Here is a 24,967-nt window from a genome sequence, read left to right as displayed (position 1 = left end):
CGGGTTCGGTGAGTGCGTGGCAGAGCCTACTTCCGGATTCCTTCGCTCATCACGATGCGGACTGAGTCGGGCCCCCCTTCGTACCGGGCAACAGTTCGCCCGACGAGTTTTCCATCCTTGAGCCGGTAGACCGTGTGCGTTCGGACCTGAACGCCCTTGTAGATCTCGCTGGCGTAAGGACCTGACTCGAGGACAATGCTGTCGCCTGCAACAGAGATGACGCGCTGCGCGATCGGCTTCCGCTTTGGAAAGGTGAGCATCCAGCCGGTTGTGTCGGCGGTCGCATCGAGCTCGTAGGTCACGAGCGTGGTGTCACCCGCTTCATTCTTTCCTGTGAAAGCGTATTTCCCCGCGACAGTCTTGAGATCGATGGGAGCAGCAGCGGGCGCTGCTTCGGGGACAGTTGCCGGCGCAACCGCCATTCCCGTATCCACTGGCGGCGCATCCTCGGTCTTCGCGCACGCGATGAGAAGAGCGGCGGAGCAGAGCAGGGTAATTAGGCGCATCAAAATCCTCCGGGAAAGAGATCGAATCGCGATACCGACATGAGCCAGCCGATGAACATGGCGGTCACGGGCGCTCGCTGCAAGCGATCGCCCCCAGGTGAAAAGGGCGCAGTTGTTGCGGCTTGAATAACAAGCTTCACCGCGCCTCGAGGATGCAAATGCCGCTACACATCTCGTCGAAGCTTCTGTCGGCACGCAGAGCCGTTTGGCCGCTGCTGGTCCTTGCCGCTTGCTCGAAAGACGTCGCGCCCCCCGTCACCGGACCCGGCGCAGACAATCAGCGCATCGCATCCACTACCGTGGCTCCTCCGGCCGCTTCGCTGACTGTGCTGGTGCAGGTGCCGGCGAGTATGCGCACGGCGCCTTTCGACGTCGATCGCTATCTCACCATCCCGCCGAACTTCTCCATCTCGGTCTTTGCTCGTATCGGTGGAGCGCGCTTCATGGCTGTTGCGCCAAACGGAGATGTTCTCGTGTCGAACCCCGGCGCAGGCAGCGTCCGCATCGTGCGTCCCGGGGTGAACGGCGCTGATCCCACGGTCTCCACGTGGGCGTCGGGACTGAATCAGCCGCACGACATCGTATTTCACACATTGAACGGGACTACCTACCTATATGTGGCCGAGACCGACAAGGTTGCGCGCTACACGTACACGAGCGGCGACCTCACAGGACAGGGGCGACAGGTCGTCATCCCCAGTCTTCCCGGTGGTGGTGGTCACGCGCTGAAGAACATCGCCCTCAACGGAAACTCGCTTTACGTCTCCATTGCGTCATCGTGCAACGCGTGCCTCTCCGATACTCAGAGCAATCCGGTACGCGCCTCGATCTACCTGTACAACGCCGACGGGACCGGCGGCCGGATCTTCGCGCGCGGCGTTCGTAACGCGGAAGGACTCGCCCATGTCCCGGGAACAAGCACCCTCTGGGTAGTCATCAACAACCGCGACAACATCGCCTACCCGTTCCATAACGACTGGAGCGGCGACGGCACGGACGACTACGGCAAAGTGATGCAGTCGTACGTGGACAACCATCCGCCGGACGAGTTCACCCGAATTCGTGATGGCGGAAATTACGGCTGGCCGTTCTGCAACCCGAATCCGGATTCGCCGAGCGGCATGAACAGCATGCCGTTCGACCGCGATGTCGAGCAGAACGCCGATGGCTCGCGCCTCGACTGCAGCGCCGCCGACCGCATCGACAAGGGAATCCAGGCGCACTCGGCGCCGCTGGGACTGATCTTCCTGCAAGGGACAAATGCGCCGAGCGATTACCAGAACGGCGCGGTCGTTCCATTGCACGGCTCGTGGAACCGCGCGGCGAAGACCGGCTACAAGGTTGTCTATTTCCCCTGGGATCCGACGACGCAGCTTCCTGCTGCACAGATGGATCTCGTCACGGGATGGTTGACCGGTGGGACGAACTGGGGCCGCCCCGTCGATGCGGCTGTTGCACCGGACGGGGCCATCTACATCTCGGACGATCAGAGCGGAACGATTTACAAGCTGAGCTACACTGTCGCACCTCCACCGCCGCCGCCCCCACCGCCGCCGGAGCCATCGGTTGCGCTCTTCACCACGAGCTGCTCAGGCCTGACGTGCTCGTTCAACGCGAGCACGTCGACCGGCGCGTTGTCGTACAGCTGGGATTTCGGCAACGGGGCAACAGCCACCGGTGTGACCACGTCGCATACGTTCAGGGCGAGGTGGACCTACACCGTGAGGCTCACCACAACGCCTACGTGGAGCCAGTCGACCGCGACGAGACGGGTGAAATGCAATCCGAACCGATGCTCATGATGCGGCGGAGGGAGCGCGACTAGTTTCGCGCTCCCTGAAGGGGGCTGGCGGATGATGGCGTAGGCTGGAATTTCGGAGTGCTATCGCCAGCTTGTTCCAGCGCTGTAAGGCTCATCCGCTCGCCTCGCTTCACCATTCGGGGCATTCACGCGTCGATTTGTCGCGTAGGCGAGATACTTGACAAAGTCAACTAATTCTGCTCCCCTTGAAGAAAGATCGGACGGGGAGCGGGCATGGCACGACCGTCGCGCACGACGATACGATCCGTGCGAAAGTTCAACCGGTTCTACACGAGACACGTCGGCCTTCTCCAAGAGCGCCGCCTTCGAACGCCGTTCTCGCTCGCCGAGGCGCGCATTCTGTACGAGCTGGGCACGGGAAAGCGGATCATCGCCGTCGAGCTCAGCCGAAAGCTGGACATGGATTTCGGGTACCTCAGCCGAAGCCTGCGCTCACTCGAGCGACGGCACCTGATCCGGCGTTCACGCTCGTCGAATGACGGACGGCAGCAGATTCTGGATCTCACTCCATCCGGTCGCGCCGCATTCAGGAGCCTCGATTACCGATCGAGCGATCAGATCGGCAAAATCCTAGCGGTCTTGTCCGGTGCGGCCCAGCAGCAGCTCGCCGATGCAATGGGCGCGATCGAAGGCTTGCTCTCGCCTGGCGTTGGGACCCCGGATGCCGGACGGATCAAGCTTCGCTCACACCGTCCCGGCGACATGGGCTGGGTCGTGGAACGACATGGTGCACTCTATTCGAGCGAATACGGCTGGGACGAGCGATTCGAGGGAATTGTCGCAGGAATCGTCTCAGATTTCATACGCAACTTCGACCCCGTGAGTGATCGCTGCTGGATCGCCGAGCTCGATGCCAGACGTGTCGGTTCGGTCTTCGTCGTCCGAAAATCCGACACCACGGCGAAGCTGCGTCTCCTTCTCGTCGAGCCTGAAGCGCGAAGCGTGGGTCTCGGAAGTCGCCTGGTCGACGAGTGCATCGCGTTCGCCGGACGTGCCGGCTACCGGAAGCTGACACTGTGGACGAACGACGTCCTTCATGCGGCGCGCCGCATCTACGAGAGCAGAGGCTTCAAGCTCGCCAAAGAGGAGCCGCACACCCTGTTTGGAAGCGGCCTCGTGGGTCAGACGTGGGACCTGAAGCTTTGAATCGCTCAGACAACTCGAGCTACAGTCGCATCCTCGCCACGAGCGCCTGAAAGCGGGGCTCATCACGCAAGGGGTCGAGGATCGGATGCACCTTGAGATAGGCCATCCAACCCCTTCGCTCGTCATAGGCGCGCTGCATCCAGTCCAGAGCACTCTCCGTGTTCCCGAGAGCGATGTGGAGCGTCGCCAGCTCGACGGGCGACACGTAATCGAGCTCGCGCTTTTCAGCCAGTTCTATAGCCAGGGCCTCGCCGTATTCACGCTTTCCGTTTCGCGCCAGCGCGTAAGCCAGAGTCGCTTTCGTATACGTCCCCGCAGCGGCAAGGGTCGTTGCCTCGCGCAGCACGCGCTCCGCTTCCTCATGCTGCCCGCCCAGCGTCAGCGCCAGCCCGAGCACACGGTAGCTCTCCTCGCCCGCGGGGTTCATCGCGATCGCGCGCGTCTCGTGGTAGCACGCCTGCTCGTAGCGGCGGGCGTAGAGATACGCGTAGCCGAGTGACCGGCGAATGGACACCGAGGCGGGGTCGAGCTCCTGCGACGTGTGCGCCTCGACGAGCGCCTCATCCAGCCGCTGCTGAGATGCGAGAAGGAAGGCATACCATTGGTGCGCGGTTGCGTAGCGGGTATCGAGCTCGATCGCGCGCCGGAACTCACGCGTCGCGCCTTCCCAGTCCCAGTCGTAGATGAAAAGCGTCCACGCGAGCGAGGCGTGAGCCTCAGCCAGTGAATCATCCAGCTCGAGAGCTTTTTTCGCGTATTCCTTCGCTCGCTCGAAGCCACTGCTCACGTGAACGTTGCGGTAGTCCACGTGCAGCGCGTAGGAATCTGCAAGCCCGGTGTAAGCGAGCGCGTAGCCCGGATCTTCGGCGATCGCCTTCTCGAAGTACTCGATTCCCTCAGCCACTCCCTCCTGTGTGCGCTTGTTCCAGGCGTAGCGACCTTTGAGGTAGAGTCCGTAAGCGGAGATGCTCTCGGTATAGCGCTTGGGGAGAGGCTGGTCGAGCTCGGCGAGCCAGGTCCCGCGCAGCGTCGTCACGATGATGTCGGCGAGCTCATCCTGAATGTCGAACATATCGCTGACGGTGCGATCGAATCGCTCGGACCACAGCAGCCTTCCATCGTCGGCTGATGTGAGCTGTGCCGTGACCCGCAGCCGCTCGAGCGACTTTCTCACCGTGCCCTCGAGCACAACCGACGCGCCGAGCAGCGCGCCGATGGCACGCACGTCCTGCGGTTTACCCTTTAGTGCGAAAACCGACGTTCGCGACGCAACGCGAAGACCCTCGACCTTCGCCAGAGCGTTGATCAGCTCATCCGTGATCCCGTCGCTGAGGTATTCGTTCTCGGGATCGGAGCTCGCGTTCACGAAGGGCAGCACGGCAACAGTGCGCACCGCGGCGGAAAAACCGACGCCGCCGTCCGGCCCAACTCCCTCGATGGCGGCGGCGAAATCCAGCACGCCCGCGAATCTCTCCTCGGGACGCTTGGCCAACGCGCGCGCAAGCGCCCGTTCCACTCCCGGCGGGACGTCGGGCTGCAGAGCGCGAGCGGGCCTGGGAGTCTCCATCACGTGCCGGACCATTACGGCCCGTGCGCTGTAGCCGTGAAATGGCGGCTCGCCGGTGAGCATCTCATAAACCACGCACGCCAGACTGTAAATGTCGGACGAACCATCGAGATTTTCTTCCGCCGTTGCCTGTTCGGGACTCATGTAAGCGGGCGTGCCCACTGCCAACCCACTTTCACTGATCGCGTCGCCGCCGGCCACCCGCCGGGCGTGAGCGATGCCGAAGTCGGCGAGCAGCGCGTGCCCGTCGGCGAACAGGATGTTCTCAGGCTTCACGTCGCGATGGACGAAACCATTCCGATGAGCGTAATCGAGTGCCGTCGCAATCTGCTGCGTGATTCGCTGTGTCTCGCGCAGCGAAAGCTTCTTCTCGCGGCGAAGCCTGTCTCGGAGCGAGCCGCCGGGCACGTACGGCGACACGTAGTAGAGCTGCCCTTCAGTCTCGCCGGAATCGATGAGTGGAACGATATGTGGATGCGAAAGCCGCGCGGCGATTCCGATCTCGCGCAGGAAGCGCTCGGCTCCTACGGATGCCGTGAACTCCGCCCGCAGGATTTTTATCGCGACCTTGCGAGCATGCTTTCTCTCTTCGGCAAGATGCACGACCGCCATGCCGCCGCTTCCGAGCTCACGCTCGATGGCGTATTGGTCGAGCAAGCCGACGGCGGTCGATTCCGATGTTCCAGTCATTGCAGTCGAGGAGGTCTTACCAAGATAAACTCGCTAACGGCGTTCTGCTCTCGACTTGATTGCCCTGAGCCACATGAGTCTGATCAATGCACTCCCCGGATGAATCATGCGCCAATAGCGGCCGAAGCGGCGGCGCGCAGTCGCATCGGTGCAGAAGATGCGAGTCTCCGTGCTCAGGGTGGACCATCCGTTCGACGCCGGAGAAACGTGGAAGTTCATCGCGATCTTGGCGTAGCCCGGCCGACGCAGGTCGTTGAAATCCTGCGGAGTAGGATGGGTGGTGGCGTACGGCTCGCGACCCTGGACCATGCCGAAAACAATTTCCTGCGGAGGCGATTCGCCAAGGAGCTGAAAGCCCGACCGCAACGCAACGTCGATCACGGGTGAATCAGGCGGCGGAGCGAGAATGCTTTCGGGTGCCTTGTCGATGTGCGGGGAGCGTATCCAGGTGAGAACTCGAAAAAGCCTGATCTCGCGCGCGGTAACCTGCCTTGCAGCGGCGTACACGGCCTCTGGCGGCGCGTGGACTCGCGTGGAATGGAACTCGTTGAAATGATGCTTCGGAAGAAATTCGTCGAGGATCGTCACGCGCGCGGCCGGCGCTCGCTCGGGTAGTCGACGATGTGCTCCCACTCACTGGCGTCGGACCGCGCAACCACCGCGACCACCGGCTCGGTTGAGCTCAGATTGCAGACCTCGTGCGGAATGCCCGGCTCGATGAAGATGAAGTCACCCGCTGAATTCTCGATGCTCTGCGCCAGGCGATCGCCGAAGTCGTGTCGAACGCGACCCTCCAGGATGTAGAGCATCACCTCGAAACCCACATGAATGTGGGCGTACGCGACGCCTCCAGGCGGGATGGTCGCCACGTTCATCGATAACTGGCGCGCGCCCACGTTCTTCGCCGAGAGGCCTGTCTTGTAACGAATTCCATTCCAGCTTCGCGTAGCCTCGCTGGCACGGAGAACGAAAATTCCATCGTTGCCTTCGATGCCTGCGCCGAGTTCGGTCGATTCATCGGTCACTCTGATTTCCCCTTCGTCGTGTGGCATTCGCATATTCAAGCCTCCAGCCCGTCATGGAGAAATCGAAGCATGAGCACGCCCGTCTCGCAGGCCACGGAGCGGATCACGTTCTTTATGTCACAGTGGCTTTGATCTGGCTGGTCCCTGACCGCCGGATAGAGGAGCACGTCAGGTCGCGCGTTTAGGTCGAAGTCACGCGCGCTGCGTCCGCCTCATGAGCAGAGCGGCCGCGACCGAAATGTTGAACAGCGCCTGCAGCAGGCTGAAGTCGCCGGCCCAGTGCGCGAGGGAGAAGTCGTATGCGATCCAGTGCGCCAGGCCGAGGACGCCAGCCGCAACAGGCGCAGCGAGGATGGCCGGGGGCACCCGGTGCGTGTCGCTCCAGAATGTCCTGAGCCATACGATGCCGACGGCGAATCCGAGGACGAGGGTGACGAGGGCGTGCAAGGCTTTCATCGACATCTGAATCTCCGTGTAGGAATCTCCCCTAAAGTACTTTGCATTGTAAAGCTAGTCAAGCGCCGCCTGAGCACGGATGACGAAGCTTCGTGAGTCGATTGAGTGCAGGATGCGATCGTTGCCACGACCACTAAGCCAGACGTGCGAGCAATCATCGGCCGAGCTGCATCTCGAGCTCGATGTCGTCCCTGACCGGGATGCCCTGAAACCCTATCAATGGAATGCTTGGCTTGAGCCGCCTGGCATCGTTCGCTGCTCCGACATGTACACGCACAAGAGAAAAGCCGCGCTTCTGGTAAAAGCCCAGTGCGTGAAGATTGTCATTCGTCGTCAGGAGCCAGAGTCTGCGACAACGCGCTTGCTCGGCGACTTCCTTCACACTGTCGATCAACCTTGTGCCGATACCTGAGCCGGGCCGGGTGGTGTCGATGGTGACGATCTCGCAACCGTCACCATCGATGCGATAGGTGACCAGACCAACCGGCTCTCCGTCCCACAGCGCGATAAACCCAGGCAGCTCATGAGGACGGAACACCTCACCGTGCGCGACGACCGTCTCCGCATGCCAGCGATCGGTAACGTGTTGTCTTATCCAATCGGCGTCGGCGGGCGTGACAGCTCGCAGCGCAAGCGCCGGCGCCGAACCTTGCATTCTATTCGTCGAAACCGCTCTAACGGATCGTGACGTAGCGCTCCAGCCGCGCGACCTCGTTCTTGTCGACGTACTTCCCGATCTCGCGGCGAAATTGCTCGATCGAAGTGTATGGGCGGTACTCTTCGAACTCGTGACGCATGCGAGGCCCCACTCCCGGAATTAGAAGGATCTCTTCTCCGGTTGCTGTGTTAAGATTGATGGGCCGCCAGACGCGAGTGTACACTGAATCCCGCTGCCTCTCACTCAGATTGGCCGCGAGCACCTTGTCGAACGCGACCATGCTGTTGTAGGGGCGCGCAGCGATCACTGCCGTGATCACCGGTTCTGTCATTCCCGGGATTGCGGCCAGATCCGCGTTGCTCGCCGAATTCGGATCGAGCATTCCGCCCGAGGAGCTGGTACCAGACGCTCGCGCGCCTGTCGCCGTCGAGCCTGACGCAGCAGTGTCAATCGCAGCCGGTACTGCGGCAGCCGAAGCCGCGGTATCCATGCCAGCAGCGGCGGTGTCCGCCGTTTTTGCGGTATCCGCCGTGCACGCAGTCGTCGCAACAAGAGCCAGCAATGCGATGTACGCGCGGGAAGTGTCGAGCCAGTTCATTGATCCAATCCCTCCGAGCTGCAATGCACCCGAGGATGCGGTGGATTAAGTGTCCGAGCCATTTGCGGCTGACCTCGTCCTAACCTTCCGTTTCGTCTGCGGCTTCATTTCTCAGCGCCGGATGCCTGTACGTATAGATAAGGCCGAGCAGACCGATCTGCGCGAGCGCGCCCGGAGCGAGCGTGGGCGTCGCTCCTCGAAGCGCCTTCCACACCAGACTCAAGCCGCCCGCATCCGGATAACGCTCGAGAGCAAATTCGACGTTGCCACGATAATGCAGATACAACCCGAGAATTCCAGCCATCACGAACGATGCCATGACCCACTGAAAAAGTCTGATCGAGCGATAGTTGGGCCGAAACATTACAGCGAGCGTGCTGAAAGTCCCGACAATGAGTACGATGAGCGGAATCCATTGATTGAACGATTCCGTGTGCTCGAGCAGCAGCAGCTCTGCAACGAGGCCGGCTACACCAACGAGCACCAGCAGCAGCAGAATCTGCCGGAGCGAAGTCTCCCGCCACGATGTTTGAGAGTCCTGGCCCGCGGCCGTCACCGCGCGGCGGGTGACGATTGTGCCGCGGGCCAGTTGAGAATCTGATCCACCAATGTACTGGTAACGGAGTGATACGTCGGGCGCGCCCGACGATAGATCCTCATCGCCATGTCACGTCCCCAGTCAGACTTCGCCAGCTCGGCATACAAAGGTCGGACGAACTTTCTCCGGCCCTGCGATGTGAGAAAGCGTTCAAGAGCGGCAAATGCGGGTTGATATCGGTTCCGAATCGCAATCTCGAGCCACGCGAAGAGTATCTCGCTGTTGCCGCTCGAAGACAGATTGAATGTTTTGTCGAGCTCGGTGAGGCGGCTTGCCGGAATCGTATCGGGCAGCGCGCGCAGGAAATGAAGCCACTCGTGGCTGGTCCACTTGTCCGTATTCAGAGCGGACGCGGGACTGCCGCTCTTCCACAGCTCGACCTGCCTGTCCACCGCAGCGAGGGCATCCGATCGAACCGGGGGGATGTTGGGCGGTATGCCAGGCTCGTAAATCCAGGCCTGCACGTTCACTCGCTCGACCTCCGCGGGAGTGAGAAGCTTCACTTTCATGTAAGTCACCATCCGGTCCGCGCTCATCGGCTGAAACGAGAAACGGTCAAAGTAGTCGCGCAGGAACGTGTCCAGCCGCTGTCGCCCAACGACAGACTCCACCGTTTGCAGGAAAGCCGCTCCCTTCTCGTAAGCTATGTCCGTCATTGCTGCGTCCGGGTCCTTCCCGGTGAGATCGAGGTGGAGGCGCGTGTCAGGCGACTGTGGACCACCCGCTTCATCGACAGCCCCCTGCATGTCCTGGCGTCCCAGCACGCGCAGCATGTCGGCGTAGGGTTTGCCGCGCAGCTCTTCCATGATTCGGGACTCGAGGTACACGGTGAATCCCTCGTTCAGCCAGAAGTCGTCCCAGGTTGCGTTGGTCACGAGATTCCCGGACCACGAATGCGCCAGCTCGTGTGCGACGAGACTCACCAGCGAGCGATCCCCTGCAAGAATTGTCGGAGTGGCAAACGTGAGGCGCGGATTCTCCATCCCGCCAAACGGGAACGAAGGCGGCAGAACGATAATGTCGTAACGACCCCAGCGGTACGGTCCGTAAAGCTTCTCGGCCGCAGCGATCATCTGATCAACATCGGCAAATTCACTGGCCGCCTTGTCTACAACCGCGGGCTCTGCGTAGACCCCGGTAATTTTTCCGATTGGACGGAATGCGAGGTCTCCCACTGCGAGCGCGAGCAGATAAGGGGGAATGGGCTTGTCCATTCGGAAGCGGTACCGGGAAAGTCCCTGTGAATCCTTCTCGCCCTCCGTGCCGACGTGCTCGGCGCTCATTACCGCGCGCATCCCGGTGGGTACGTGAATTGTCGCATCGTAGGTCTGCCTGATTCCCGGGCTATCCTGCGTTGGAACCCACGAACGTGTGAGAATGGCCTGGCCCTGCGTGAACAGGAAAGGAAGCTTGCCGCCGGAGGTTTGCTGCGGAGCCAGCCACTGAACGGCGGCCGCCCCGGCTGACGTCTCGTACTCGATCACGATCGTATCGCCCTGTGCAGGAAGAGCGATTGCGAGCGGAGCGCCGAGCAGCTTTTGCGTGGCGCCGACCTTGTAGCCGAGTGCGTTCCCGCCGGCGTCCCTGACGCTCTTGATCGTCAGGTCGCGTGTGTCCAGAACGATGCTGTCAGGATTCTGGCCACGCTCGATCGCCAGGCGCGCGGTGCCACGCAGCTGATGCGTGGCAAAATCCGGCGTGAGATCGAGAGATATGTTCGTTACGCGCGCCTTCTCGGGCTGTGCGAAGGAATGGATGTCGCGCGGAAGTGACCAGGCCTCCGCGTCCGCCGGCTTTTCCCCGGATTGGGAACATGCGACGCAGACGCTGAGCGCCAGGACAAGCAGAGTCTTCAATTGTATTGAGGCTTGCATTGGTGGCCTCTCTCAGCGGTTCACCGAATGACGCGCGGCATGCTGGCTTGCCAACCTCGTGCCACGCTCAGGTTTGATACACCTGTTCGCTCAAAAATCGAACCCGTCGCTGTACCAGGCAGCGAGATCCGATGCAAGCCGGAAAATGGTGACCCGGTCGAGCAGCGGGGAAGGGCGCCCGGCCGCCTTCCAATGGATGCAACTTTGCAGGGTCGCCGCACACGAGACGCGCTGTCTTTCCCCTGAGAACGAATGATCTGTCTACTGCACGGCTGGCTGCTGGAAGGATCGGGAAGCAACCTCTGGACGCGATCCATCATCACCGCGCTCTGCCGCAGTGGCGAAACGGTGCATCTGGTGTGTCAGGAAAACCACCCCGAACGGTACGAGGCGATTGCAGAAGCCTATCGCCACCGCCTTTCCGGAGAGGTCGAGCAGACCCTCGCGCGTGAGTCGCCCTACCCGGGCAAATGCATTCTTCACCAGCCGGAGATCGGTGCCACGTTGCCTGTATTCGTGTGGGATCATTACGAGGAGTACGAGCGCGTCGTGCCGATGATCGAGCTATCGAACGAGGAGATAGAGCTGTACGTCGAGCGCAACGTCCGCGTCGTGCAGCGAATCGTCGAATCTCATCCGATCTCGGCAATGCACGCCAACCATGTCGTACTGATGGCCGTCGTCGCTCAACGGGTCAGCAGGGCCAGCGGTGTGCCCTACGCGGTGATGCCGCACGGGAGCGGCATCGAGTACGCGGTCAAAAAGGACGCGCGCTTCAAGCGCTACGCATCGTCGGCACTGGAAGACGCGGAACGCATTTTCGTCATCGGCCGCGAGATGAGGGACCGGGTCACGACCGTCTTCGACACCGTGCCGGAGTTGGAGAAGAAATTCACCGAGCTCCATCTGGGCGTTGATACCGGGCAGTTCGAGCCGGTTGGTCGGGAGGGTCGAGAATCGAACATTCGCGCTCTGGGCGCTGCGCTCTCGCAGATGCCGCGCGGAAAGACGAATCAGCAGACGAAGCTTCTGCGCGAACGCGCGTCTGGCGAGATGAGCAGGGAAGCGTTGTCTGCGTTACTGGATGCATGTGGCGATTACGATGGAAAGAAACCCGATGGAGACGTCGAAGCGAAGCTGGCTTCGGTCGACTGGATTAATGCGCCGGTTCTTCTCTTCACCGGCCGAATCATTTCAATGAAGGGTATCCAGAGTGTGATCGCCGCGCTCCCGCTCATTCTCGAGTCAGTCCCGGATCTTCGGCTGATTGTCGTTGGACATGGCCCGCTTCGCGAAGCAATGGAGGCCCTGGTCTGGGCGCTCTATCGCGGCGATCGGCAGCTTGTCGGGAACATCGCCGCATGGGGACGATTCGTGGAAAGATCTCCTGATGCTGATTCATCAGGCGGCGGATTAGCGGAAGTGCAGAATTTTCTGGGTGACCTCGAAGGGCGGGAAAGTCTGGAAAGCTATTTCGCTGCCGCCGAGCGCCGACTCGCGGCGGATTCGGTCGTATTCACGGGCTACTTGACGCACCGCGAGCTGAAATTCCTGTTTCCGTGCTGCGATGTCGGCGTATTTCCGTCGGTTGTGCGTGAAGCTGGTCCTCTCGTCTTCCTGGAGGCGCTGGCGTCGGGATGTTTCCCTCTCGGAACGTACTTTGGTGGAATGGCCGCAAGCATCGACGCAGTGGCTGCGGAAGTACCTCCTCACGCTGCGAGCGCGATGAAGCTGGATCTGGAGCACACGGTGTCCACGATCGCGGACAGTGTACCGAAGGCGGTCGAGCTCAGCCCACTCTACAAGGCCACGCTCGCCCGGATCGCGCGGGATCGCCACGACTGGGTTAGCGTCGCTCAGACGCTCCGTACGACGCTTGAATCGTTGCGGAAAAACAGCGCTTAACGCCTCTGAAATTCCCCGGAACGGCACCATGCTTGCCTTATTAGTCATGGGTTCAATTCGGGAGGGAAGGATGACGAAATATCAGCGAGTCGCGCGCAGGGGCGCAGCGGCACTGCTTCTTGTTGCTACCGGTGCGTGCGCCAACACTGGAGGCTTGGGCAACATCCTCGGCAGCGTGCTCGGCGGCAATCAGCAGGGCAATCAGCAGGGCAATCAGCAGGGCGGCCAGGTGAGCGGCTCAGTCCGCGGCCTGGACACACGATCGCACCAGATCTCGATTCGGCAGTCGAACGGCCAGACCGTAGCGCTCGAGTACGACAACCGGACGCAGGTCGTATATCAGAACCAGAGCTACTCCGTCAGCTCACTGGAGTACGGCGACCAGGTAACAGCGCGCGTCGCGAGCACCAACAATAACGCGTACTACACCGACTACATACAAGTCGACCAGTCAGTCAGCAACACGACAGGCGGCTCATCTGGAAACGTGCAGCAGGTGCAGGGGAACGTACGCCAGGTGGATTACGCCAACGGGCTGTTCACAGTGAACTCCGGCAACGGCATTCTGACGGTATCGATGCCGTACAACGCGCGTCGGCAGGACATCACGACGTTCCAGAATCTTCGTCAGGGCGATTACGTGCGCTTCTACGGGATTTACCTGAACAACTCCCGCGTGGAGCTGAGACAGTTCTATTGATCTGATACACACGCGGCAAGCAAACGGGCGCCGGAGTTCGGCGCCCGTTTACTGTATCAGCGACCGCGCAGACTAGTTGAACAAGTAGCGAAGCCCGAGCTGCGCTCGCCACCGGGACAGGAAGCCAGGGTGCAGGAGCGAAGACTGAGGTCGAACAGATGCTACGGTAAACCGACGCGGCGTCAAGAGCGGTTGCGAATCGTTGTCAATCGTGGGTGCGCACGCGGGACATGAACAGCTGGCGCTCCGCGCTGAATCGAATCTCGATCTTCTCACCCGATACTGCACGCATCGCTTCGACCGATGCGCCGATCAGACCGCACAGAGCATCGCGAGATCCCGAATCCGGATAGCGATAACGCTGCAGGCCGCTTACGATGACCGGACTATCGGTCGTCTGTATGGTCACTCCGCCGAAATCAAGCTCGACCCGGTCCGAGAGAAATCGTATCGACGCCAGTTTTCTCCCGGACAAATCAGGAGTCGAAGGCGCATCCTCCGGAACCAGGCGAAGGCCGGGCGCGTCAGCGGGATCCTCTGTTTTCGGGCGGGTTTTGTATGCCGGCGGTGCCGCTGGCTCGTCACCCTCGGGCGATCCCGGAAGCGCCGCTCGAGCTGGCCGCGCCTGGTTGCGACGGCGCCGACGTCTGTGATTTTGCTCCCAGAGCCACCCGGCAATCACACCGAGGGCGAGCCCGATACTCCCGCAGAGCAGGCCTGTCACCGTAACGAGCGCAAAGAAGTACCAGAGCCCGCGCACGAATTCGCCGCTCTCGAGCTGCGCGCTCAGAAACTGCCACGCGAAAGGGGCGGAGCCGATGAACCCGAGGAGGAAGGCGCAGTACGCCGAGATGTCCTTGATGGCGGTGCGTCGGAGCTGGTAAAACTCGGACTGAACAACTCCCCCCGCGCAGATTTCTGCGAAAACCCCTATGGGTCGGTCGTGACCTCTATAATCCTCGCAACCGGGGAAATCTACCAATAGACAAGTGTCAGGAGCTGTCCATCCAGCTCGAGCGTGTTGAAAAAAAAGGCCCGCCGCGATCATGCGGCGGTTGTTTTTACTCGCGCTTAGTTCATGTCGGAGAAGCCAGTCGCGCCGGCAGATGAACCTTCACCGATGATCCGTCAGCGAGGAACGCCGACGCCGGCGGTCTCTTCAGTATCTCACCGAGAGCCGAGCCGAATAGCTCAGCCGGCTCGCTCTCCAGCAGATGACTTTCCGCCTGCCAGATGCGCCACCTCGGATGCTCTACTCGGTACTCGATCGTGCTCCCGTCCCGGTGTGTGCCGTAGCCCCACGGGCGATCAGTGAAGAACTCTTCCTCGGAGCTCGGCGCTGCATGCTCGGCTTCGCCCTTTCCGATCACCATAAGCTTGCTCCAACCATCCTTCTGCTGCCACGAATACTCGGCCATCAGCGGAGCCGAGCCGTGCGGAGCTTCGATACGGTGGCGCATCGCGCGTGTTTCATACGGCTCGTTGTAGGAGAGTCGCGCAGCGGCCGTCACCACGGGCACCGGCACCATCTCCTTGATGAACCTGACACCGCGGCGCAATTCCGCACCCACACGGCGGCGTACATACAGGCGAAGGTTCACTTCCTCGAACGCCTGGTGCAGCGGAACGGGAATTCCAAAGATGCGCGTGTTTCTGAAATGAAATCCCACGAGGCTCACGTAGGTACCGCCGCGCCACTCATCGAGCTCAGTTCCGGAGGGTACGTGCTCCGCGAGAAGCTCGGGATTCACCCGGTAGTTCAGAAGGGCCAGGTAACACCACTCGGCCGTGAGAAAAACCTCGGGCAGGATCGACATGCCTGCCGTCCCGACGCATCACCTATTCCATCCCGGGTTTTTCGCTCGAACTCGAATCACCCGTCCGCGGAATCGGGCTCGCGCCGAACGTTTCCAGTCGCATGAATTGTCATGCGCCGTCACACGCCAATCGCGCGTCTTGATCTCAGGCATCGTGTGATTCCTGTGCGAGTGTGAAGTGGGGATTCTCGATGAGACCTATGAGGTTGCCGAATGGATCTTCTATGCTCGCCACCAGAATCCCGTCACCCACGTTCTGGAGCTTGCCGCGAACCCTCACGCCCTTCGCTGTCAAATCGGCGAGCAGACCCTTCAGGTCACGCACACCCCAGTAGGCCAATGCACCGCCCGGGCCCGGTCCCTGTTTCGCGATGCTGGGATCCAACCCCAGTTCGAAGCCGCCAATATTGAATCCCACGTAAAAGGACTCGTCGAAGTAGGGGGCGACGCCGAAGGTGGCACTGTACCATTCCTTCGCGCGGTCGAGGTCGGAGACCTTGTAGATCACTGTGCGCAGACCGAGTAGCATGCGATGCCTGTCTCTGAGGTTGAAGCATAAAATTACGGCCCGAATTTCACTTGGATAAGCTTCTGAGGCTCGCAGTTCCGGACATCTGAATGAGAAAGAACGCTGCTCCAATCCACAGGAACGTGACGGTCAGCCAGCCAACGAGCGAGCCGCTGAAGGCGAAAATACCGGCCGCAGCAGGTGCAGTAGATGGAACGATATCCTTGAGGTTGTTCGCGGCTGCATGGAATAGCATGACAAGAAGCAGACTTCCGCCGGTGCGCCAGTAGAGCCAGGCCATTGTGACGGAGATGGCGGTCACCTGCAGCAGATAGAGCGGGAACGACTGGCCCAGAGTGCTGCTCTCGGGAAAGAAAAACAGCGGCAGGTGCCACGTCGCCCAGATGATGCCAAGGGTGATGCTGGAGATCGGAAGACCGAAGTGCTCGGACAGGCGGGGAAGGGCATAGCCTCGCCATCCGATTTCTTCGCCGGCCTGTACCCACGTCGAGATCAGAATCGCAGCCAGCATCAGGTAAAGCGGCTCCTGACCGAAGCGCGGCCATTGACCGGTCGCCACGCGATGCACCGCTGCGGCCAGAAGCTTGATCACTGGGATGTAGCCGATCGCGAAGACGTACCATCGCGCGCCGACGTCCCACTTGAGAATCCGGCCGAGCAGAGCTTCGACTGCGGCGCGTCCCTCATTTCGTGCGGTTAGAGCGATGGCGGTCAGCCCGGGCGCGAAAACGCCAAGAAGGAATATTGCCGTAGCGGCCACCGCAACAGCTGGGTTGCTCGCCGGGGTTCCACCGGATATTGCAAGGAAAGCGATCCAGCAGAGCCACGACGCCGCAAACGTGATCGCAAAGAAAACGAGAAGGCGGGGCGTAAGGTCTACCTCATCGACTCGGCCGGTCCCCGATCCAGTAGCGTGGACCCGGTCCAAGGCGACCGGCCCAGTCGCCGGGGTTCGAGAGCTGGCAACGGTCGAGTGAAAGACAGCCGCAGCCGATGCATTGAGTGAGTCCGGCTCTGAGGCGCTCGAGCTCTTCGATGCGCTCATCGATTCGCGATGTCCACGTTTTTGAGAGTCGGGACCAGTCGCGGCCCGTTGGCGCGCGATGCGGCGGAAGCTTCGCGAGCTCCGTGCGGATCTCCTCCAGCGTGAGTCCCACTCGCTGCGCAAAGACAATGAATGCAATCCGTCGCAGGACTGCCCGCTGATAGCGCCGTTGTCCGCCGATGGTGCGGTCTGATGTGATGAGCCCTCGCTCCTCGTAGAAGCGGAGCGCCGAAGCTGCAACGCCGCTGCGGCGCGCGACCTCGCCAATCAGAAGAAGATCGTCCATTCGTGACAATCTATGCCTGCAGGGTCTTGACTTCAAGTTCACTTGAACTTGTAGATTGCCTCTCTACCACCAACTTCTGCAGGGAGACACCGTGAAAGACCGCTCCAGAGAAAAGACCGCACTGATCACCGGCGCGTCGCGAGGCCTCGGACTCGCGCTCGCTCGCGGCCTCGCGACCCGCGGCTGGAATCTCATCCTTACGGCGCGCGACACCGAACGCCTTCGCTCCGTGCGTGACGAGCTCGCGGCACGAACGCACGTCGCCGCGCTCGCCGGTGACGTCACCGAGCCGGCGCACCGAGAGGCGCTCGCAGTTCTCGCCCGCGGACACGCCGGGCTCGATGCGGTCATCAACAACGCTGGCGCATTGGGTCCCAGTCCTCAGCCGGAGCTGCTCGATTATCCACTCGACGTGCTCACCGCTGTATTCGAAGCCAATGTCGTCGCCCCGCTTGGCATCCTGCAGGCGGTGCGGAACGCGCTCAAGCCGGACGCTCGTGTCATCAACGTGACGAGCGACGCCGGAGTCAACGCCTACCCCGGTTGGGGAGGGTATGGCTCGAGCAAGGCCGCACTGGAGCAGCTGTCCGCCGTGCTCGCCGCGGAAAACCCCTCGGTAAAAGTCTACTGGGTCGATCCCGGCGATTTGCGCACCGACATGCAGCAGGCTGCGTTTCCCGGCGAGGACATCAGCGATCGTCCGCTTCCCGAGGCGCGTGTGCCGGCGTTCATCACGCTTCTTGAGGGCAACCTGCCGAGCGGGCGGTACCTTGCGGCGGCGCTCGGTGCCGCTGATGCGGTAGCAGCGTGATCGCGCTGGAGGCGCGCCTCGAGTTTCAGGTCTCCGATGAGCTCGCGGCGCGCGAGCCACCGGAAGTGCGCGGGCTGGCGCGCGATCAGGTGCGCCTGATGGTATCGCGCACGAGTGACGACGCCATCACTCACACGCGCTTCTTCGACTTCCCGGATTTCATGAACTCGGGCGATGTGGTCGTGGTCAACGCGAGCGCGACCATCAACGCAGCGCTTGACGCGGAGCGCGCGGCGGGCGACGGACGCACGAGAGACATCGTGCTGCATCTTTCAACACCGCTCTCTGAAAACCGGTGGGTCGTGGAATTGCGGCAGCACGCGGAGAAGGGAACGACTCCGCTCTTCGATGCCGAGCCTGGTGAGCTCGTTCATCTTCCCGCCGGCGCGACGGCCAGGCTCGTCGCTCCGTATCTGGCTGATCCCGATGCGTATCCAGCTGGGCGGGTGAGACTCTGGATCGCTGAGCTGACCCTGCCTGACCATTCAACTACATACACTGCGCAGTACGGGATGCCGATCCGGTACTCATATGTGCGAAAGTCGTGGCCGCTATCGTATTACCAGACGATCTTCTCGGCGGAATCCGGAAGCGCCGAAATGCCATCGGCCGGGCGAGGATTCACCCACGAGATCGTCGAGCGCCTTGCTCGGAAAGGAGTGCGAATTGCGCCGCTCGTGCTGCACACTGGCGTGTCGAGCCTCGAAGTGGACGAGCCGCCGTATCCCGAACGCTATCGTGTGCCGAATTCGACGGCGTTGGCGATCAACTCGGCGCGCTCACGTGGCGCGCGAGTCGTCGCCGTTGGAACGACCGTCGTGCGAGCGCTGGAGACTGTTGCCGATGCCGACGGTCGCCTGAAGAGCGGTCAAGGCTGGACCGATCTCGTCATCACTCCTGAACGCGGACTTCTCGTGGTCGATGCGATTCTCACGGGGCTGCACGAGCCAAAAGCTTCGCATCTCTCGATGCTGGAGGCGCTGGCGGGAAGCGAGCATCTCGCTCTCGCGTACGAAGCGGCGTTACATCACCACTATCTGTGGCACGAGTTCGGCGACTTGCATCTAATCACCAGCTGACGCTGCGGTGTTGCGGCCTTCGATGAGTCAGGTCAGGCGTGCGGCGCCCAGGCCTTCTCCCCGGGACGATACTCGGTGCACGGATCGAAGCGGCCCGGCGACTCCATGTACCGCTGCGCTTGCGTGCAGCCGATCTCCGACGTGAAGTAGCCGAGCAGCGCGAGCTCTTTCATCATCCGGAAGTAGTGCGACGGCGTGTCTGCAGTGATCGCCGTTGCTGCGCCGACGTCCGAGCCCGGAGCGAGCTCCCGACGCTGGTCGGGAAGATGCTTCTCGGGCTCCGCCTGTTCCGCCTGTTCCTCTTGTTTCGCGGGCGGGAGACCGCGCGCCTTACGACTCGCAGCGGCTCTCGAGTCACTTTGGATCCTCTGCTCGCGATCGAGCTTCGATAGCACCGCGAGCCGCTGTTCCGGCGTCGCGGCCATGAACGTCGCGTTGGTCTCCTTACGGCTCGCTTCGTCCAGCTTGAGCATGCCGTCACGGAAGATCTTCTGGTCGGGCGCGCTGTAGCTGTCCGTGACCATGAGAGCCATGAATGCGCCAGTCTTCGCAGCCTTGGCGCCCGGAGTTTTCGTCTCCGGAAGAATCGTCTCTGCAATCTCGTCGAGATATGCGATGTCGGCGGAAGTAAACTCACCAACGGGACCTGTCGCCGGAGCCTGCGGACGCTCTCGCTCGCATGCAGTAAGAAGCGCGCTGCCGCCCACGAGTGTGGTGCCTCCGAGGAATAGCGCGACGCGCCGAATTGCCTCGCGCCGGTCGATCAACGCAATCCCTCCGAGACGATCGCTTTCGTCCTGATACTGGGCCATCGATGAATCTCCGATCAGAGGTTGCGGCGATTCAGCTCGCTCACCGCGTGGTCTGCCGCGCGGGCGGTTAGCGCCATGTAAGTCAGTGAAGGATTCACGCACGAGCCGGATACCATGCCTGAGCCGTCGGTGACAAAGACGTTTGGTGCATCCCAAACCTGGTTCCACTTGTTGAGGACCGACGACTTCGGATCACTCCCCATGCGTGCCGTGCCCATCTCATGGATGCCCATGCCCGGGAAGTACTCGTTGTCGTATGCGTTCACGTTCTTCACGCCGCACTGCTCGAGCATGTCCGCCATGTCGTTGATCATGTCTTTGCGCATGAGGCGCTCATTCTCACCGGTGGCGCAGTCGATCTTGAGAACCGGAAGTCCCCATTTGTCCTTCTTCGCCTGATCGAGCGCGATCTGATTGCCGTGACTTGGAAGCATCTCGCCGAACGCTGTCGCGCCAATATCCCACCGGCCGGGCTCCGACATCGCGTCCTTGAATCCGCCGCCAACGCCAAGCTCCGCGACCGCGCGTGACCAGCCCGCTCGCCCAGCGCTGCCCTGATACCCAAACCCCCGGAGGTAGTCGCGCTTGTCGCCAAACAGATTGCGGTATCGTGGAATGTAGAACCCGGTGGGGCGGCGGCCGTAGTAATATTTGTCCTCCAAGCCGTCGAGCTTTCCCGACGCACCGCATCGGAAATGGTGGTCCATGAGATTGTGGCCCAGCTCGCCTGAGCTGCTGCCGAGTCCGCCGGGCCAGACGTCGGTTGCAGAGCGCATGAGGAGCCAGGTGGAGTTGAGCGTCGAAGCGCAAAGGAAAACGACGCGCGCCGTGTAGTCGGTCGTCTGTTCGCTGACGGCGTCGAGGACCCGCACACCCGTCGAGCGTTTCTTGTCGCGGTCGTAGAGCACCTCGCTGACGATCGCCCACGGCTTGAGTGTCATACGTCCCGTCTTCGCCGCTGCGGGAAGCGTAGAGGACTGTGTGCTGAAATAGGCGCCGTATGGACAGCCGAGCCAGCACGCGTTCCTGTACTGGCATGCTGCACGTCCGGGAAGTGCCTGGCTGAGGTTGGCGCACCGTCCAGGGATGATGCGGCGGCGTCCGTTGTACAATTTCGACAAACGTCCGGCCACCAATTCCTCGCCGCAGTTGAGAGGCATTGCCGGCTGGAATTGTCCGTCCGGCAATTGCGGCAAACCTTCAGTTGATCCCGAGATGCCGGCGTGTTTCTCGACAAGGTCGTACCACGGCGCGATCTCGGCGTAGCGAATCGGCCAGTCGATGGCGATTCCTTCGCGCGCGTTGGCAGCAAAGTCGAGGTCACCGTGCCGGTAGCTCTGGCGTCCCCACATAAGCGAGCGGCCGCCTACCTGGTAGCCGCGATACCAGTCGAAGCGCTTCACTTCCGTGTACGGTGAGTCCTTGTCGGAAGCCCAGAATGCGAGGTTCGTCTCGTTCAGCGGGTAGTCACGCTTGAGCACCGGATACAGCTCTTCCATCGACTGAGTGCGGCCGCCGCGATGAGCGTACTCCCATGCGCCCTTCGTCGCGTTGACGTAGTCCTTGACGTGCTCGACGTTGCGGCCGCGCTCGAGCATCAGCACGCGAAGCCCCTTCTCGGCGAGCTCCTTGGCGGCCCAGCCGCCGGAGATTCCGGATCCGACGACGATCGCATCGTATTGTGTCGACTGCATTCGCTTCCTCAGTTGTGTTGAGGGGAAGAGTCACCTCGTTGCCGTACGCCGTATGCCTTGCCTTCAGCCGGTCTAACGCGGTCGTTATGATCCCTTTCGAACGAAGGTGAACTCTCCTGACGGGTCAGACTGCTTCAAGGCTGTTGCGCGTCCGTTAGCGACGACAAACTCGAAGATGACATCCGGGAATTCTTTGATTCGGAAGCGGTGCGGCTGCCACGGGATGAGGTTCTGGAAGGAGCCGTTCGCGTACTGAATGGCAAGCGTGCCGTCGGTGCGCAGCACCACGTCGAACTTGTTGCCGCTTGGCGTTTCGTAGGACCCGAGATACTGCCGCAATGTCGCTGCGCTCGCCAGAGACGCTGGAACACGACGGGTGAATACGACTGCTGCCTGGTCGAGCGACATCTCAGCCCTGTCGATCTCACCCTGTGGGTTCGTCAGAAAATTCACCGATGACTTGCCCTCGCGCTCGTCGTCCGGCGTATCAAACCGGTCATAGTGGAAATGGCTCAACGGCAGCCTGACCTTGTGGAAGTCGTACATGAGCGAGGTATCGGCCATCGTCACGGTTAGGACGCCGTAGGCGGGATGCTCGAACTCACCGACGTAATCGGTGATCTTGTGCGACGGTTTCGTACCAAGGGCACGGCCGCCGCCAGCCTTCGTGCGCGCGAGCTTCCCGGCCTCCTTGTTCTTCAGCCGAATCGCGAGCTGTCGCTCACTCCACGGCGTGAGACTCATCCCAAGGAGGCGCTCGTACACGTTGTATGAGACGACATTGTACAGCGGCGCGGCGTGGTCTCCAATCACGAACACGACGACCCCAATGCTGTCCTGGGGCATCATTGAGACTTGCGAATGGAAGCCCGGCAGATCGCCGCCGTGATTGGCGAGCAAATGGCCGCGATACGACGTCATCCAGCGCCCCATCCCATAGGCCGCGTTGAGCAACTCGCCCCAGCCGCGCACCTCGAGTCCTGTATTCGGCAACGCGATCGACGGCATGAGCGTTGCCTTGATGACGCTCGCGGGGATCACCTGCTTGCCCTCCAGCTTCCCGCCGTTCATGAGCGCGATGAGCCAGCGCGATACATCGCGGATGTTGGAGATCATCGCGCCAGCCGGTGCAACGCCGACGTCTTCCTCGTAATACGGCGCCGCATACAGTTCGAAGTTGTCGCGCCTCTCGGTGTACGGAACGCCGTGATCAGGCTGCTTCCGCATCTCGGCGATGCTGAAGATTGTGCTCGTCATGCCGAGTGGGATGAGCAGCCGCTCCCGCACGAATACGTCCCAGGGCTTGCCGCTCAGCAGCTCGGTCGCGTATCCCGCGCCGACGTACATCATGTTGTTGTAGATGAACGTCTGGCGCATGGGCTCGGTCGGTTCGAGATACTTGATCCGCTGGAATAAATCCTTCTGACCGAAGTCCGATTTGTACCAGATGTTGTCGTGACGTGTGATGCCGGTACGGTGCGCCAGCATGTCGCGAATCGTCACAGTTCGATTCAGATCGTCGTTGTAAAACTCGATGCTCGGTACGTACTTACGAATGGGTTTGTCCCAATCCAGCTTCCCTTCGTCCACAAGCAGCCCGGCAGCTATGGATGTGAACAGTTTGGTATTTGACGCGATCGGCATCGTCGTCGTCGGTGTGAACGGGATCTTCTTTCCGTAATCGCGATAGCCGTAGCCCTTCGCGAAGACGAGCCGGTCCTTCACGACTACCCCGACGCCGATGCCAGGAACATTCCAGTCCTTGAGAATCTTCTCCATGTAGCCGTCGAAGCCCTGAAGCCGTGTTTCGACGGAGGGCTGCTGCGCGCCTAGTGATAGAGGCGCAGGTGTAACGAAGAGGAGAGCGGTAGCGACGGCACGAATGCGCATGGCGGCTCGCGGAAGGAGGGTCGAGGTGTGGTGCGAGTACTTTATCTTGCGGCGTCCAGATTCGTCAATGTCTTGACGGATCGCGTCGACGCTCCCGCAAAGGCTTGGAGGGCGGGCGACGGTGTCTCCGTCTACATCTCACCGCGGCTGGTCAAGAATAAAAACGCGTCCATTCTTTGCGCGATCGTGCAGCCGCTGCCAGTAGAGCGTCGCTTCCATCGCACCTGTCACCGGCCCGGCGAGCACCGCGAGGAAATCGCCCAGCGTGTCAAGCAAGACGGGCACCGCCGCACCTCGGCAACGACACCGGCTGCAAGCGAATCACACAATTGCGCGCGCAGCGCGTTTCCGCAAATCGCTTGTCAGCTTCAACGAGTGTTAGGCGGCGGCACGGTACAGACCGGGTACATCGGTAACAGACTAGTCCGGGAACATAGGTAACACTCCTTCTAAACTGCATGGCTAAGCCTTGTTCTGCGAGGATAGCGATGCCTTGGTTGGAGACGTCACCTGTGGAAGAGCGAATACAGTTTATTGGCGATGCACTCAGCGATCGCTTCACGATGTCGGAGCTCTGTGCTCGGTACGGCATCAGCCGCCGGATCGGCTACAAGTGGCTGGCGCGGTACGAAGAGGAAGGACGACGGGGGCTTGGCGATCGAAGCCGAGCTCCTCACCACTGTCCGCACCGCATCGATGGTGAGCTCGCAGATATCATCTGCGAGTTTCGGCGTCAGCATCCCTTCTGGGGAGCGCGAAAGCTTCTGCGTGTTCTCGCTACCAGGAATCCCAGAGTGAAGAACTGGCCGGCACCGAGTACGACCGCGGATTTGCTCGCCCGCCACGGTCTGGTTGCGAAGCGGCGGCGCCGCCGGCCGCATCAACATCCGGGAGTTGTACCTCCCACGACTCGAGCTCCCAACGATCTCTGGACTGCAGACTTCAAGGGCGAGTTCAAAACTGGCAATGGGATTTACTGCTATCCGCTCACCATCGCAGACCAGCACACGCGGTTTCTGCTCACCTGTCACGGTCTACTATCAACTCAGACAGTTACCGCACGGCCGGTGTTCGAAAGAGCCTTCCGTGACTATGGGCTACCGCTCGCAATCCGCACCGACAATGGCGTGCCTTTCGCAACTCAGGCCATTCACGGATTATCGTATCTCAACGTGTGGTGGATGCGTCTTGGCATTCAGCATCAGCGCATCCTGCCTGGACGACCCGACCAGAACGGCGCTCACGAGCGAATGCACCGCACACTGAAGCGTCAGGCCGTCCACCCGGTGAAGAAGACTGTTGCGCGCAGCAGAGGGTCTTCGATTCATTCCGTCAGGAATACAACGACGTCCGTCCTCACGAGAGGCTGAATCAGGAGACGCCGGCATCACACTACACCGAATCGCCGCGCCTTTATCCATCGCGGATGCCGACCCTCGAGTATCCAGGTCACTTCGTC

The 24,967-nt window shown here is 61.3% G+C and carries 25 protein-coding genes; 7 read left to right on the top strand and 18 right to left on the bottom strand.

From position 1 onward, the window contains the following. Nucleotides 1–26: 26 nt before the first annotated feature. The gene (locus VES88_09090) at nucleotides 27–506 is read right to left on the bottom strand and encodes a hypothetical protein (protein ID HYN81642.1); all 480 of its coding nucleotides are present in this window, start codon (nucleotides 504–506) and stop codon (nucleotides 27–29) included. A gap of 158 nt (nucleotides 507–664) precedes the next feature. On the opposite strand from VES88_09090, the gene VES88_09085 reads away from it, so the two are divergent. Further along, nucleotides 665–2,308: a PKD domain-containing protein gene (locus VES88_09085; GenBank protein HYN81641.1), complete on the top strand. Its 1,644-nt coding sequence runs from the start codon at nucleotides 665–667 to the stop codon at nucleotides 2,306–2,308. A gap of 233 nt (nucleotides 2,309–2,541) precedes the next feature. Then, nucleotides 2,542–3,474: a bifunctional helix-turn-helix transcriptional regulator/GNAT family N-acetyltransferase gene (locus tag VES88_09080; protein ID HYN81640.1), complete on the top strand. Its 933-nt coding sequence runs from the start codon at nucleotides 2,542–2,544 to the stop codon at nucleotides 3,472–3,474. A gap of 19 nt (nucleotides 3,475–3,493) precedes the next feature. Here the strand turns inward: VES88_09080 and VES88_09075 are convergent, their stop codons facing one another. The 8 genes from VES88_09075 to VES88_09040 form a co-directional block, all read right to left on the bottom strand. Next, on the bottom strand, nucleotides 3,494–5,731 hold the full coding sequence (locus tag VES88_09075; protein HYN81639.1) for a protein kinase: 2,238 nt from the start codon (nucleotides 5,729–5,731) through the stop codon (nucleotides 3,494–3,496). 33 nt (nucleotides 5,732–5,764) lie between these two features. Further along, nucleotides 5,765–6,319, bottom strand: a complete 555-nt coding sequence (locus VES88_09070; protein HYN81638.1) for a hypothetical protein — start codon at nucleotides 6,317–6,319, stop codon at nucleotides 5,765–5,767. After that, nucleotides 6,316–6,789, bottom strand: a complete 474-nt coding sequence (locus tag VES88_09065) for a cupin domain-containing protein (GenBank protein HYN81637.1) — start codon at nucleotides 6,787–6,789, stop codon at nucleotides 6,316–6,318. The genes VES88_09070 and VES88_09065 overlap by 4 nt, the downstream gene beginning before the upstream one ends. A 159-nt stretch (nucleotides 6,790–6,948) precedes the next feature. Further along, the gene (locus VES88_09060) at nucleotides 6,949–7,218 is read right to left on the bottom strand and encodes a hypothetical protein (protein ID HYN81636.1); all 270 of its coding nucleotides are present in this window, start codon (nucleotides 7,216–7,218) and stop codon (nucleotides 6,949–6,951) included. 148 nt (nucleotides 7,219–7,366) lie between these two features. Further along, nucleotides 7,367–7,867: a GNAT family N-acetyltransferase gene (locus VES88_09055; GenBank protein HYN81635.1), complete on the bottom strand. Its 501-nt coding sequence runs from the start codon at nucleotides 7,865–7,867 to the stop codon at nucleotides 7,367–7,369. Nucleotides 7,868–7,886: 19 nt separating this feature from the next. Beyond that, nucleotides 7,887–8,468, bottom strand: a complete 582-nt coding sequence (locus tag VES88_09050) for a hypothetical protein (GenBank protein ID HYN81634.1) — start codon at nucleotides 8,466–8,468, stop codon at nucleotides 7,887–7,889. A gap of 79 nt (nucleotides 8,469–8,547) precedes the next feature. Beyond that, on the bottom strand, nucleotides 8,548–9,024 hold the full coding sequence (locus tag VES88_09045; GenBank protein HYN81633.1) for a hypothetical protein: 477 nt from the start codon (nucleotides 9,022–9,024) through the stop codon (nucleotides 8,548–8,550). Further along, the gene (locus VES88_09040) at nucleotides 9,021–10,940 is read right to left on the bottom strand and encodes a M1 family metallopeptidase (GenBank protein ID HYN81632.1); all 1,920 of its coding nucleotides are present in this window, start codon (nucleotides 10,938–10,940) and stop codon (nucleotides 9,021–9,023) included. Before VES88_09040 ends, VES88_09045 begins: the two co-directional genes overlap by 4 nt. 252 nt (nucleotides 10,941–11,192) lie before the next feature. Between VES88_09040 and VES88_09035 the strand changes: the two genes are divergently transcribed. Beyond that, nucleotides 11,193–12,845 (top strand): glycosyltransferase, encoded by a 1,653-nt coding sequence (locus VES88_09035; protein HYN81631.1) that lies wholly within the window; start codon nucleotides 11,193–11,195, stop codon nucleotides 12,843–12,845. A gap of 70 nt (nucleotides 12,846–12,915) precedes the next feature. Continuing rightward, nucleotides 12,916–13,545, top strand: a complete 630-nt coding sequence (locus VES88_09030; GenBank protein HYN81630.1) for a hypothetical protein — start codon at nucleotides 12,916–12,918, stop codon at nucleotides 13,543–13,545. 205 nt (nucleotides 13,546–13,750) lie between these two features. Here the strand turns inward: VES88_09030 and VES88_09025 are convergent, their stop codons facing one another. From VES88_09025 to soxR, 5 genes are all read right to left on the bottom strand, one after another. Then, nucleotides 13,751–14,527, bottom strand: a complete 777-nt coding sequence (locus tag VES88_09025) for a hypothetical protein (GenBank protein ID HYN81629.1) — start codon at nucleotides 14,525–14,527, stop codon at nucleotides 13,751–13,753. Nucleotides 14,528–14,621: 94 nt separating this feature from the next. Next, nucleotides 14,622–15,362, bottom strand: a complete 741-nt coding sequence (locus tag VES88_09020; protein ID HYN81628.1) for a DUF2071 domain-containing protein — start codon at nucleotides 15,360–15,362, stop codon at nucleotides 14,622–14,624. Nucleotides 15,363–15,507: 145 nt separating this feature from the next. After that, the gene (locus tag VES88_09015; protein ID HYN81627.1) at nucleotides 15,508–15,891 is read right to left on the bottom strand and encodes a VOC family protein; all 384 of its coding nucleotides are present in this window, start codon (nucleotides 15,889–15,891) and stop codon (nucleotides 15,508–15,510) included. Between the two features lie 46 nt (nucleotides 15,892–15,937). Beyond that, entirely contained in the window at nucleotides 15,938–16,819 is an 882-nt protein-coding gene (locus VES88_09010) for a CPBP family intramembrane glutamic endopeptidase (protein HYN81626.1), read from the bottom strand. After that, on the bottom strand, nucleotides 16,773–17,222 hold the full coding sequence (gene soxR / locus VES88_09005) for a redox-sensitive transcriptional activator SoxR (protein ID HYN81625.1): 450 nt from the start codon (nucleotides 17,220–17,222) through the stop codon (nucleotides 16,773–16,775). Before soxR ends, VES88_09010 begins: the two co-directional genes overlap by 47 nt. 91 nt (nucleotides 17,223–17,313) lie before the next feature. On the opposite strand from soxR, the gene VES88_09000 reads away from it, so the two are divergent. Together VES88_09000 and VES88_08995 are read left to right on the top strand one after the other, a co-directional pair. Continuing rightward, nucleotides 17,314–18,033, top strand: a complete 720-nt coding sequence (locus VES88_09000) for an SDR family oxidoreductase (protein HYN81624.1) — start codon at nucleotides 17,314–17,316, stop codon at nucleotides 18,031–18,033. Next, entirely contained in the window at nucleotides 18,030–19,112 is a 1,083-nt protein-coding gene (locus VES88_08995; GenBank protein HYN81623.1) for an S-adenosylmethionine:tRNA ribosyltransferase-isomerase, read from the top strand. The genes VES88_09000 and VES88_08995 overlap by 4 nt, the downstream gene beginning before the upstream one ends. 32 nt (nucleotides 19,113–19,144) lie before the next feature. On the opposite strand, the gene VES88_08990 is transcribed toward VES88_08995, so the two are convergent. The 4 genes from VES88_08990 to VES88_08975 form a co-directional block, all read right to left on the bottom strand. Then, nucleotides 19,145–19,924 (bottom strand): gluconate 2-dehydrogenase subunit 3 family protein, encoded by a 780-nt coding sequence (locus tag VES88_08990; GenBank protein HYN81622.1) that lies wholly within the window; start codon nucleotides 19,922–19,924, stop codon nucleotides 19,145–19,147. 14 nt (nucleotides 19,925–19,938) lie between these two features. After that, the gene (locus VES88_08985) at nucleotides 19,939–21,618 is read right to left on the bottom strand and encodes a GMC family oxidoreductase (protein HYN81621.1); all 1,680 of its coding nucleotides are present in this window, start codon (nucleotides 21,616–21,618) and stop codon (nucleotides 19,939–19,941) included. 84 nt (nucleotides 21,619–21,702) lie between these two features. Then, a complete protein-coding gene (locus VES88_08980) occupies nucleotides 21,703–23,508 on the bottom strand; it encodes a serine hydrolase (protein HYN81620.1) in 1,806 nt (601 codons plus the stop codon). A gap of 138 nt (nucleotides 23,509–23,646) precedes the next feature. Beyond that, nucleotides 23,647–23,793: a hypothetical protein gene (locus VES88_08975; GenBank protein HYN81619.1), complete on the bottom strand. Its 147-nt coding sequence runs from the start codon at nucleotides 23,791–23,793 to the stop codon at nucleotides 23,647–23,649. 203 nt (nucleotides 23,794–23,996) lie between these two features. Between VES88_08975 and VES88_08970 the strand changes: the two genes are divergently transcribed. After that, nucleotides 23,997–24,878 carry a leucine zipper domain-containing protein gene (locus tag VES88_08970; protein ID HYN81618.1) on the top strand — a complete coding sequence of 294 codons (882 nt, stop codon included), beginning with the start codon at nucleotides 23,997–23,999 and terminating at the stop codon, nucleotides 24,876–24,878. Nucleotides 24,879–24,967: the final 89 nt, after the last annotated feature.

It is taken from the genome of Gemmatimonadaceae bacterium (genome assembly GCA_035633115.1).
Lineage (GTDB): Bacteria > Gemmatimonadota > Gemmatimonadetes > Gemmatimonadales > Gemmatimonadaceae > UBA4720.
Note: the sequence above shows the minus strand (reverse complement) of the source record. Positions and strands in the feature narration are given on the sequence as shown.

Coding starts and splice junctions, on each gene's coding strand:
- VES88_09090 (HYN81642.1), bottom strand. CDS start 506: ATGCGCCTAATTACCCTGCTCTGCTCCGCCGCTCTTCTCATCGCGTGC.
- VES88_09085 (HYN81641.1), top strand. CDS start 665: ATGCCGCTACACATCTCGTCGAAGCTTCTGTCGGCACGCAGAGCCGTT.
- VES88_09080 (HYN81640.1), top strand. CDS start 2,542: ATGGCACGACCGTCGCGCACGACGATACGATCCGTGCGAAAGTTCAAC.
- VES88_09075 (HYN81639.1), bottom strand. CDS start 5,731: ATGACTGGAACATCGGAATCGACCGCCGTCGGCTTGCTCGACCAATAC.
- VES88_09065 (HYN81637.1), bottom strand. CDS start 6,789: ATGCGAATGCCACACGACGAAGGGGAAATCAGAGTGACCGATGAATCG.
- VES88_09060 (HYN81636.1), bottom strand. CDS start 7,218: ATGTCGATGAAAGCCTTGCACGCCCTCGTCACCCTCGTCCTCGGATTC.
- VES88_09055 (HYN81635.1), bottom strand. CDS start 7,867: ATGCAAGGTTCGGCGCCGGCGCTTGCGCTGCGAGCTGTCACGCCCGCC.
- VES88_09050 (HYN81634.1), bottom strand. CDS start 8,468: ATGAACTGGCTCGACACTTCCCGCGCGTACATCGCATTGCTGGCTCTT.
- VES88_09040 (HYN81632.1), bottom strand. CDS start 10,940: ATGCAAGCCTCAATACAATTGAAGACTCTGCTTGTCCTGGCGCTCAGC.
- VES88_09035 (HYN81631.1), top strand. CDS start 11,193: ATGATCTGTCTACTGCACGGCTGGCTGCTGGAAGGATCGGGAAGCAAC.
- VES88_09030 (HYN81630.1), top strand. CDS start 12,916: ATGACGAAATATCAGCGAGTCGCGCGCAGGGGCGCAGCGGCACTGCTT.
- VES88_09020 (HYN81628.1), bottom strand. CDS start 15,362: ATGTCGATCCTGCCCGAGGTTTTTCTCACGGCCGAGTGGTGTTACCTG.
- VES88_09015 (HYN81627.1), bottom strand. CDS start 15,891: ATGCTACTCGGTCTGCGCACAGTGATCTACAAGGTCTCCGACCTCGAC.
- soxR (HYN81625.1), bottom strand. CDS start 17,222: ATGGACGATCTTCTTCTGATTGGCGAGGTCGCGCGCCGCAGCGGCGTT.
- VES88_08990 (HYN81622.1), bottom strand. CDS start 19,924: ATGGCCCAGTATCAGGACGAAAGCGATCGTCTCGGAGGGATTGCGTTG.
- VES88_08985 (HYN81621.1), bottom strand. CDS start 21,618: ATGCAGTCGACACAATACGATGCGATCGTCGTCGGATCCGGAATCTCC.
- VES88_08980 (HYN81620.1), bottom strand. CDS start 23,508: ATGCGCATTCGTGCCGTCGCTACCGCTCTCCTCTTCGTTACACCTGCG.
- VES88_08970 (HYN81618.1), top strand. CDS start 23,997: ATGCCTTGGTTGGAGACGTCACCTGTGGAAGAGCGAATACAGTTTATT.